The following is a 10,180-nucleotide window of genomic DNA, read 5'->3' on the forward strand; positions in this document are numbered from 1 at the left end:
CCGACATATACCCCAATGATCGTGCCAATGATTGTGCCAGTCGCGTGGTTGGTCAAATTCGCGATTCCGCCAGCGATCACAGTCCCAGAATAGTCGGCAGATGAGACGTCAAGGCCCGTGCCGTAGGTGCCCGTGCCCTGGATCAGACCCGCATTGTCCAGCGTTCCGATGGTAGCGCTAGTGATCCGGAGGCCCCCAGAGGCACCGAGGATCGTGCCCGAGGGATTGTTGATGACCCCCTCGACAGAAGCAATCGCAGCCCTTCCGACCGCACCCCGATCAACCTCCACCCCGACGGAGCTCCCCAGGACGGAGCTGGTGCTGACGATCAAGCCATTGTTCAGCAACGTTCCAGCGCCGGCCCCGAAGAAGACGGAATAGCTGGTGGCCCTACTGACCGTCCCAGCGCCGGTAACAGTCAGATTGCCGCTGGACACATTCACGGGGCCAACGATGGAGGTGGAAATGATGACGTCAGCCCGCGCGATACCGCTCATCAGGGCTGCCACGATCGCGACCGCCGACGAGCCCGCCAATAGCCCTCGTGTCCGCGTAGCCAGACCCGTTTTCCGCTTCGGTGCATCGATCAGCATGCCCATCCCCCAACGATTGGCGCTTAGTAATAGTAGGTGACGATTGTAGGTGTCAGCCAACTCTGATAGACAGCCTTGGCCCAATAAAGCGCGGTTTCAGCCGCAAGAAGGCCGAGACGTCGCTGATAATCTTGCTGTTCTTTTTGTGCTTGTTGTACTTGAGCAAGTAAAATCCCCGCATCCTTATCCCCCCCGCCAGCGGCAAGGGTCAGCCATCTTTCCGCCTGTGGAAGGTCTTGCCGCATGGTGTCCAGTCCGGTCATGCACAAGCGGCCCAAGGCCGTCTGCGCCTTGACCACGCCGCCTTGGGCTGCCTTGGTCATCAGCTGGAATGCCTCGTAAAGACCTTGCCGTGTGCCGATGCCCCGGAAGGTCAACAGTGCCAAGTTGTACTGCGCGTCGGGCACGCCCAAATCGGCCGCCCGTTTCAAATATTGAACGGCCAGTTCATTATCCGGCGGAAGATCCCGGCCGGCCAGGTACAACATTCCCACGTTGAAAGCGGCGGCGGGGTGGTTGCTATCCGCCGCCTTGAACAGCAGCTTCAGCCCCTTTTGCGGGTTACGTGGAACCCCGGTTCCATCCAGGTACAACTGTGCCAGACGGTATTGAGCCCAAGCGTGGCCCGCAGCTGCCGCCTGGTCGTAATAGCGGGCAGCGGCGACCGGGCTCTTGGTCACGCCAGCTAGACCGTAGGCGTAGATGAGGCCCAGTTTGTAGGCGGCGGCGGGTTGGGTTGATGCCTCCGCCTGGAGCGTGGCTAGCGCCTCGCCGCGGTAGGTGTCACTGTCGTCGGCCGAGGCTGGGCGCGGAGGTTCTGCCGGCAGGAACCTGGCGGTCGATCGGTCGCGATCACCGCACCCGGTATCATCGCAGATGCGTACCGTATTGGTGGTGGACGGTGGGGGGGCCGCGCAGCCCCCAACCACCGCCAAGGACGCCACCATCCATCCTGCCGCCGGCCGCATCACTGGCCTTGGGCCTTCAGCAGGCCACCCGTGCCGGCCCCGCCTGCGATTTCCCGTTGTTTGTAGTTGCGGACCGCGATGACCATCTGGTTATAGGCATCGACGAAGGCAGCGACCGTGGTCTTACCTTCCGGGGTCCGTTCGAACCCGCTCAACTGACCGGTGGAGGCGGCACCAACCATTTGGAAGATGCCGCCCAAGTCCGTCGTGGTGGCCGTTCCCACGGCTGCCGAGATCTGGGTGCGGGACCGGATGTTCATCAATGTCAGCGTTACTTCAGCCTGGCGCTTGCTGATGTTGCCGACCATGGAACCGACTAGTCCGCCTACCATTCCGCCAACGACCTTGTACGTGCTGTTGCTGTTATTGGTGAATTGGATGGCGGGTTGCAGAAAGTAGTCGGCCATAATCGCTTGGTTCTTGCCGACGTTGGAGCCGATGCGGTATTCGCCGTCACGGCCCTTGTCCATCATCCGCGTCATGGCGTCGTCGAGATCAGCGTTGCCCATGGACGTGATCTCGAAGCAGTTGGACTGTGAGACCATCACCCTGATCAGCGGTTCAATTGTAGTCAGCTGGGTGGATCGGGTGAATTCACCCCACCAGGCCGCCCGGCGGGAATCGTCAATGGCCAAGGTGCCCAACGTCTGGGGGCACCGTTCAATGGCTTGGGAAGCATTGACGCTCGTCGCGCCCGCTGACGCTCCGCTTACCGGGCCGGTATTGCCGCCCATGACGGTGCCTTGACTGGCGCAACCGCCTAGACCCAGTGCGGCTGCGAGGATGGCGACATGCCACATTGTGGCGCGTGATTTAATTGACATAAGCCCCCCTCCAAGATATTCCAAGCATTGTAAAAATATCTATGCGAATTAAATAATCCAAATTTTGTAATAATTGTTAAATATATTTAATATTTACCCTCAATATAATAATTTATGGATCAACCTTTACTGTATTTTCGGCATCATCGATATGTCGGCAATTAGACGAACAATATCTTGCTGCCTTGCGAGTCCTGTCTTTGATAGGATATTTTTGATGTGAGTTCTTATTGTATTCACGCTAGATTTTCTATGCTTTGCGATTTCATCGATGCTCATGCCTGCATATATACAATACGAAACTTCTGCTTCAGAATTTGATAGAGAATATATCTTTCTGACGTTTGAAATTATTTGTATTTTCCTGATATTTATGCCGTCGTGATACTTTGGGTCGTAGATAAATGTCGCGTATAATTCCTGATTATTGTGATCGTACTTCTGGATGCTTATTATGTAGAAACCAGAATCGTGCGGATGGCAATCCAATATGGTTACCTGTTCAGATGGCCTGGTTTCTATAAAATGGTTATAGACGCTCATAATCTTTTTACCATTTACAATTAAAGTCCCGCTCTTACGAGATATTATGTTACTGGCTGAAAATATTCTGTCGGACTCTTGATTTTTATATATGATACTTCCATCTTTTTCGGTTAAAATTATCCCTATTGCCAGATGATCAAGTATCCTATTGGCGCTCACAACCTGTTCCTTCAATGGCGTGACATCAAAATAAACTCACGTATTGTTCAGCAAATTAAATTTTGCTCCTTCTGTAAATGTTGCGGCGTAAAATGTTATATTTATATATTCGGCCAACTGATTGTTGATGACGTGGTTGTGTTGTCATGTATTATTATTCGATGTTTAGAACGAGGCGCTCAGAAAGGTGGTTTTGCTTGTGGCTGAATTTCAGGGTGCAGCGTGCTCTAACTCGAGTGTGAGATGCATTTGATGCTGACGCATCACCCATATGGGGTATTTTTCTAACTATTTTGCTGTGCCTTATTGCAATGGCATGTCTCCTATGCGTTAGCGGGCGCTGGTGCCGAAAGGGCTGTCCTGGCGCCGGTCATCGTAGGTCTTGGGGAGTGCTGGCCGGTCGTTGAAGCCGCCGTTATATTCGGGGAAGTGGGGACCGCTTTATGGGTACGCGTTCACAGAAATTAGAATTTCTGCAAGAATCGCGTACCGGAAGGATATGGTCGCGCGAGCAGAGCCATATGTCTGGCAAGCCCCAGCACTCCCGGCAACGGTGAAGCAGCCCGGGGGGGGGCAGCCGATTTTGCGGATCACACATCCCTTGCGGTTTCCCATTGGTATTGTCAGTACGCGACCGCGTTCATGAGGCTATAATTTGTCGGCGACGGCGCCTTTGCCCTGCTGCCTGCCAGATATAGAATGGCCCTCATGCCCCACCACCCACTTACCCTCGGCATCACCGGCCATCGCCCAAATCGCCTGGCGTTCAACCGGCTGAGTGACCTGGCCGGGGATGTGGGGGACTTGCTGGATCGATTGCGCGACTTCGCTCCCCCAGGTAACTCGCTCACTCTGGTTTCCAGCCTAGCCGAAGGAGCGGATCGGATTGCCGCCTCGGCCGCGCTGGCGCGACTTGTCGCCTTGGTTTGCCCCCTTCCGTTCCCTATTGACGAATACTGCCGTGATTTTGCCGATGCGGCCTCTGTAGCGGAGTTCCACAGCCTGTTGGCGCGCGCGAGAGAGGTCGTCATCCTGCCTGGGCGCAGGGACGGGACCGCGACGGCTTACGCCTTGGCTGGAGGGTGGATGCTGGACCATGTGGGCCTGCTCATCGCTATCTGGGATGGCGGCGCCAGTGCTGGGGCTGGTGGAACCCGCGACCTGATCGGCCAAGCCCTGGCGCGTGGAATTCCTGTGATCTGGCTACATGCCACGGAAGAATTTCCGCCAAGACTGTTACGACCTCAGGTCGGGGTGTCTTGCAACGAGGGCGAGAATCTTGATAATTCAACCCTTAGGCTTTTGCTGGCATCTTGGACCGCGTTGACTGACGATGGGGGGCAGGACGCCGCTTTCTGATGGAGTTTGCCCAGTGCCGCCGCCGACTGAACTCCATTGCGTGCGGCTAACGACACTCAACAAATCGGCGACACGTGAGGCACGTGGCCTTTACTTCCAGTCCTGCCCCTTGCTGGCGGGAAGCAGCCGCGAGACCCTGGCGGACCTTGTCTCTGCATCCGATCTTGTCGTCTGCCAACCCGGACAACTGGTTTTCGCACAGGGCCAAACCGCCGGTCCCCTGGTGTTCGTCGTTTCGGGCATCATTCAGCGCCGTGCGGTTCCCGCAGGCCATGAAGGGCAGGCGATGACAGCCTTGGGGGGCGGCATCCTGCCCCTGGATGAAGAAGCGCCTTGGCTACATCTTGGCCTCCATAGCGCTCGCCCCCTGGAAAGCGGCATCCCCAACGAGCTGGTTTGCGATACCGATCTGATCCCCCTGGCCACCGCTGCGGCGATCGTGCCCCGCCATGGGGCATCCGCGCTGGCCGTCGGCGATACGGTGGTGGCCGCGATTACCAGAGAGGCATTCGCCCAGTGTTTGGAACGCGAGCCCGCTGTACGCGACCGACTGGCGCGCGTGATCACCGAACAGTTCCGTCGCGCCCAAGGCTTGGCCGAGGATCTGGTGGTGCTGAAGGATGAAAGTCACGTCCGACTGGCCCGGTTGCTGTTGGACCTCTTTGATGCCGCCGCGGAGCCGCTGAACCCAATGGGCAAAGCTAGCCTTCCCAAGGGTGTCCTTCAGCAGCATCTGGCGACGGCCTTGGGCCTATCGCGCAAGCAGGTCAACGACGACCTGGGATTCCTGAAGGACTTCCGCGCGTTGGCGAATGGCAGGGCGTCGCGGTTGACCCTGCTTGACCGAGGGCGGCTCGCCATGATCGCCGCCTTCCGGCCGGCCGATGATCTGGATGATGGTCCTACGCATGATCCGGCGGATGACCGCGACAACGACGCCCACATCTGGTTTGAGGAATTGAGAGAAACCCTGATCGACAAGGCCAATCTTCTATGGGCCCGCCAGGTGGCGGAAAAGGCAACCCGCTATCATCCGCAATCTCGCAAAATCGCCCATCTTCAAATCCTGGCGCATCTACGGGATGGGGCATTGGATGCGGCGGAGCGGCTGTTGACACGGGGTCGGAAGTTTACTATGGACGACCCGGTCGAGGACTACGCTGCTCTGACCCCACGGCTCCTGAAGGATCGCAGCTTCCAGTCGGCCAACCCGGAGAAAAGCCGATTCTTGGCCTTACAGTCAGCGGCGGGGTATCGCTCCGTTCACCAACGGACGGGGGGCTATTATACCGGCATCAACGCTGCCGCCATGCTTGTTTGCGCGGGCCGCGCCGACGACGGGCGGACACTGGCGTCGGAAATCCTGCGCCAGTTGCCGGAGGCCAGCGGCTATTGGCCGCTGGCAACTCGGGCGGAGGCCCTAGGCTTGCTCGGCCAATTCGATCAGGCGGCCACCGCATTGGCCGAGGCGATCAACCAGCCTGATGCCCAGCCCGGTACCGTTGCATCAACGTTCACCCAATTCTGCCGGCTCCATTCGGCCACCCAAGATGAAGGATGGCGCACCCTGATGGGGGTGTTCAAATTACCCCCCATCATTGCCCTCTCCGCCGTGCCGCCTGGGGCAAGCTGGGCAGCTAGCCCGGAATTATTCAGCTTGGTCAAAAGCTTGAAGCCCAGTGCCGTGTATATGGGTGGGCTGGGCTGGGGCCGGGACATCGACTTGGCGGAGCAATTGCTTGCCGACGGGCATACCGCCGTGTCCGCCATTATTCCCGAGCCCCCCACGGCGTATGAAACTCGAACCATCCGGCCTGGGGGCGGGAATTGGTCGAAGCGTTTCAATGCCTGCAAGGGCGCCATCAATCTGATGCGTCTATGCCCAAAAGGCCTGGATCCCGAACAGCCGATCAATTGGCAACGTCAGACCAATCGATCGGCGCTGGGGCTGGCTCTGGCCGCCGCGCGCCATCAGGAACGTCCCTGTTTTCTGGTGACCGGGGATGAAACAGTTCAGGCGGACCGGTTAAGCAGCCCTGGCGAGAGCCTCCGTACCGAGTGCCTGCCCGCTTGGGCTGCTCCCGACGATCTTACCGCCGGCTTTGTTGCCTTGGTCCGCGTGATAGCGGAAGGCGACCTTGATGCGATCGTCACCGGTCTGCCAGGGGAGGGGGTGACCAGCCGCCGGCAACTCGGCGCTAGCATAATAACGTGCCACCCTTCCGTGACTGGGGCTCTGGACACAGCTTTCCAGGTGCTGGATCGAGCGCTCTGGTCCGGCAGGCGGATCTCGATTTGCTGCGACATCGGCACCGAGGCCGACTGGCATGCCCCCGAAGCCTTCCTGGCCAGTCGGATCATGACGCAGAAGGCGCCGCCGCCGGGAGACATCAAAGCAACGGCATTTTTCCTGGCCGAGCTCGTTTTGCTGAATCGCCCCGACTTGTCCTTCAATCCCTCCGGCCAATACCCGAGTGACAACAAGCCGAGTCACCCCCAACTGTGGACGATACGGCGGCAAACTGCGGCTTAGAGCGATGTTGCGCCAATGGCATTAACAATTGACCTGTTCCCGGAATGTCGGTGTAGGCGCCAAACACGGCGTGGGCCAGCCCATTCCAGTCAAGGACGCGCCGGCCAATCTTCGCCGCAATGACATCGCTCCCGCCCAGTAGGACCGGTCGATCACGACATCCGTTGGCGCGTTACCGTCTTGTAGACGGAGCCGTCGGTTCGGATGATGTCGGCAAGCCCGTAAGGGCGCACGGAAAGCCGAACTGCCAATGCCGGACGGCTTCGATTGTCTGCTGAAAGCCTGCATCCCTTTCGAATTGATGCTGGGTATCCGCTGCCGCCTGCAAGGCGGCGGCTTGATGAGCCTTCGCCTCCTTGACCAGGAAAAGACGACGGCCTTCGTCGATTTGGGAGAGGCAAATCGCCTTGCGCTGCAAATTGCCAATAAAGTATTCAGCAAAGAAAAGCCATAGTTTCCAACGTCTATCATCAGGATGACTGTTTGATAAGTCTTGGCGGCGCGTAAGGTTGTCTCCGAAATTGAGCAGGGCTTCCTGTAATTCCGCTTGGTCGACCACGCCATCACCCTGCAGCGCCAGATCGATACGAGACAATTCTTGATGAGCTCTTCCTAAGCGTTCGGAAATTTTCGCCATTTCCGTCAAAAGATCGACACGCTCAGGATCCAGTGCGAGCAGACTTTTGGCGAGATCAAGGGCGTGGTGGAAATGATCGAGCGCCGACGTGAAATCGGCCACCTCCCGCTCCCCATCGCCGACCAGACCTAGGCTCCAGATGTAGTTCAACTTGTCATTGGCATTGAGCCGGTTTTTGGCCGCTATGTCCTCTCGCAAAGCGAGACTCTTTTTATAATGGGCAAGTGCCGCGTAGAGCACTTCCTTATGTGTCTTAGGGAATGGTAGTGATGGCGGTGGAGATGTATTTGTGATGCCGAAATACTCATCGCCGAGTCTTAGAGTATCGCCGAGCCGATTTTCCTCCTGGGCCGCTGCCCGCCGCCAATCCTCGTTGTTGGGATCCCTTGTGAGAAGTTGAGTACGCAGATCGAACGCCAACATGTATTTGGTCCAGGCTTCCGGGAAATGTTGTGTCGTGCGCTCTACATCACCCAAGCGGTCGTAACTTTCCGTAAGACGCTGCCAATCAGCATCTTGTCCAGACACTTGGGCAATTGCCTTGCGAATGTCGACCGCCTCGGCATAAGGCGCGCGCGCATCCTCCAATTTCGTTGCGCGCAGGACGTCGCCCAGAAGCATGAGCCCTTGCGCTCTCAGATCGAGCCAGTGGAGGTCGCGCGGCGCTGGCGCGAGCCTTGCTGCCACCTGGCGCAGCCCCTCATCGATCGCCGCGCGCTGCGCTGGACGGTCGCCCAGCAGATCGTAAACCTCAGCATAGCGATACTGCAGAGTGATGATCGCCGTCGCGAGATCGCCACCCTCCCTTTGGATGTCCCCTGGATCGACCCGGCTTGGCAGTTCGGCTACGTTGCTCGCGATTTCACTCAGAAAAGCCTTCAGGGAATCCGAGCGTATCCCGATCTGGTTTTTCATATTGGTGACCTGTTTGGTCATACTGTTGATGGTCTTGATTGCCGTGATCAGGTTCGCCACCGCGATTTCGTGTTGCCTTTGGGCTTCAAGATAACTCCACCAGGCAACGCCTGCCAAAAAGGCCAAGACACCGACGGCCATGCTCAAGCCGATGATCCGCCGTCGCTGTGTTCGTTGCTCACGCTGTATAAGCTGGTCAAGGCCAAGCCCCATCAAGCCGGCCAGAATCTTCATTGTTCCAGATACCTCGCCGTCCTTCCCGGCGCGGAAATCCGCATTCAGCTTCTCGCCGGCTTGGCGTAATTCCGGCGGATAGCAAGCAGGAGGATCATCATCGATGATGACAGGAAATATTCTGTCACTTTTTCCAAGGCGGCGGAACTCTCTGATCTCGTCGTTGACGTAGCGGCTCGTGGCTGCGTTGGCGGAGCAGAGGACGATCAGTGCGTCGGATCTAGCCAGAGCATCATAGAGCAATGGCGCCAGGGGTTGGCCGGCGGCAAGTTCCTCGCGATCCCTGAAGACCCGGCCAATTTTGCGACCAAACCAATATTTCTTACCGTAGCCAGACGCAACGCCCCATGGAATGCTATAGCGCTCCAGCCGCTTGTGCAGCCGCGCCGCAATGGCCCCATCCTTGTGGCTGTAGGAGATATAAGCAGCGTATCGAGAAGCTGTAGTCGTCGTGGGCATCTTCTCACGTCACCTATCGTTTTAACTGATAGACTCAATTGGGCTGCTGCCCAAACCGAAGGCCAGATCACCAAGCTCAAACTCGTCAAACGCCAGATGTATGGCCGCGGAAAGCTTGACCTCCTCCAGGCCCGCGTCATCGGTGCCGAATGATCTGCCCATCATCAAGTTTGCGTCAGAGCCCTTATTCCATGCCGATTCACACACACCTCGACCTCGATGCCTAATTCGGCATCCAACTGCCGGATCACTTCGACCCGCTCGCGCTTGCGGTCGGCGCCCTTGGGGCGGGCGGTCAGCTTCGCTTCGGCGGGATTGGTTGGCTGGTGTATGCCCCACTCGCGCCGGCCATTGGCGATGGCCGTGGCGATCAGGTTGATCCGCCGCACCACGGTGACGGGCGCGTAGTCGCAGGCCAGCATGCGGTTGCGGTAGCTGGCGATATCCTGGGGAGAAAGGGCGCTGAGCCGGCGCAGGCAGATTTCGTCATCCTCGACGACGATGAGGTGGCCGGCCTCCTGCACGGCACCGCGCTTGGTCCGTGTGACCTCTTCGCGGTAGCGGCGGAGGAGGGCGCCCAGGGTGGTGCTGTCGGCCTGGCTGTGGTCGAGGAAGACCCGGCGGTCCATGTCGGTCTCGACGGATTTGGCCCAGCGCTCGGCGTCCTTCTTCTTCTCGAAGGTCTTGGAGACGGGTTTGTGGCCGACGCGACGGACCTTAGCCTGGTAGCCGATGACCTGGCCTTCGCGATTCTCTCTGGGGGTGATGGTGGCCATGGCGAGCGGGCTCCTCGCAGTGTTCCGCGAGGCGAAATGTCCCGTAACTATCCCGCAAAATCCAGTCCAAACGCTGGAATTGTGGCGTCCCCTAGGGGATTCGAACCCCTGTTACCGCCGTGAGAGGGCGGTGTCCTAGGCCTCTAGACGAAGGGGACGAGGCCGTGTGAGGCCGGT

7 protein-coding genes and 1 tRNA gene are annotated in these 10,180 nt (G+C 58.2%); 2 read left to right on the plus strand and 6 right to left on the minus strand.

Annotation, left to right across the window (positions count from 1 at the left end; translation table 11 throughout):
- Positions 1 to 616: 616 nt before the first annotated feature.
- From FBZ90_RS27035 to FBZ90_RS27045, 3 genes are all read right to left on the minus strand, one after another.
- Positions 617 to 1,540: a tetratricopeptide repeat protein gene (locus FBZ90_RS27035; protein ID WP_186456072.1), complete on the minus strand. Its 924-nt coding sequence runs from the start codon at positions 1,538 to 1,540 to the stop codon at positions 617 to 619.
- Between the two features lie 20 nt (positions 1,541 to 1,560).
- Positions 1,561 to 2,295, minus strand: a complete 735-nt coding sequence (locus tag FBZ90_RS27040) for a hypothetical protein (RefSeq protein ID WP_211102369.1) — start codon at positions 2,293 to 2,295, stop codon at positions 1,561 to 1,563.
- Positions 2,296 to 2,511: 216 nt separating this feature from the next.
- Complete coding sequence (locus FBZ90_RS27045; protein ID WP_145736716.1) at positions 2,512 to 3,090, minus strand: helix-turn-helix transcriptional regulator; 579 nt, start codon at positions 3,088 to 3,090, stop codon at positions 2,512 to 2,514.
- Between the two features lie 699 nt (positions 3,091 to 3,789).
- Here FBZ90_RS27045 and FBZ90_RS27050 point away from each other — a divergent pair.
- Positions 3,790 to 4,449, plus strand: a complete 660-nt coding sequence (locus FBZ90_RS27050) for a hypothetical protein (RefSeq protein ID WP_145736718.1) — start codon at positions 3,790 to 3,792, stop codon at positions 4,447 to 4,449.
- Positions 4,450 to 4,462: 13 nt separating this feature from the next.
- A complete protein-coding gene (locus tag FBZ90_RS27055; protein WP_145736720.1) occupies positions 4,463 to 6,982 on the plus strand; it encodes a Crp/Fnr family transcriptional regulator in 2,520 nt (839 codons plus the stop codon).
- Between the two features lie 172 nt (positions 6,983 to 7,154).
- On the opposite strand, the gene FBZ90_RS27060 is transcribed toward FBZ90_RS27055, so the two are convergent.
- The 3 genes from FBZ90_RS27060 to FBZ90_RS27075 all read right to left on the minus strand — a co-directional run bounded on the left by FBZ90_RS27060 (position 7,155) and on the right by FBZ90_RS27075 (position 10,161).
- Positions 7,155 to 9,227, minus strand: a complete 2,073-nt coding sequence (locus FBZ90_RS27060; protein ID WP_145736722.1) for a TIR domain-containing protein — start codon at positions 9,225 to 9,227, stop codon at positions 7,155 to 7,157.
- A gap of 164 nt (positions 9,228 to 9,391) precedes the next feature.
- Positions 9,392 to 10,003: a hypothetical protein gene (locus FBZ90_RS27070; protein WP_145736724.1), complete on the minus strand. Its 612-nt coding sequence runs from the start codon at positions 10,001 to 10,003 to the stop codon at positions 9,392 to 9,394.
- Between the two features lie 82 nt (positions 10,004 to 10,085).
- Positions 10,086 to 10,161 (minus strand) — tRNA-Glu (locus tag FBZ90_RS27075).
- Positions 10,162 to 10,180 lie beyond the last annotated feature (19 nt).

Origin of the sequence: Nitrospirillum pindoramense, from assembly GCF_007827955.1 — a bacterium.
GTDB classification, from domain to species: Bacteria; Pseudomonadota; Alphaproteobacteria; order Azospirillales; family Azospirillaceae; genus Nitrospirillum; species Nitrospirillum amazonense_B.

Bases quoted from the DNA above. Each gene is read 5' to 3' on its own strand.
- FBZ90_RS27035 (WP_186456072.1), bottom strand. From the start codon at position 1,540: ATGGTGGCGTCCTTGGCGGTGGTTGGGGGCTGCGCGGCCCCCCCACCG.
- FBZ90_RS27040 (WP_211102369.1), bottom strand. From the start codon at position 2,295: ATGGGCGGCAATACCGGCCCGGTAAGCGGAGCGTCAGCGGGCGCGACG.
- FBZ90_RS27050 (WP_145736718.1), top strand. From the start codon at position 3,790: ATGGCCCTCATGCCCCACCACCCACTTACCCTCGGCATCACCGGCCAT.
- FBZ90_RS27060 (WP_145736722.1), bottom strand. From the start codon at position 9,227: ATGCCCACGACGACTACAGCTTCTCGATACGCTGCTTATATCTCCTAC.
- FBZ90_RS27070 (WP_145736724.1), bottom strand. From the start codon at position 10,003: ATGGCCACCATCACCCCCAGAGAGAATCGCGAAGGCCAGGTCATCGGC.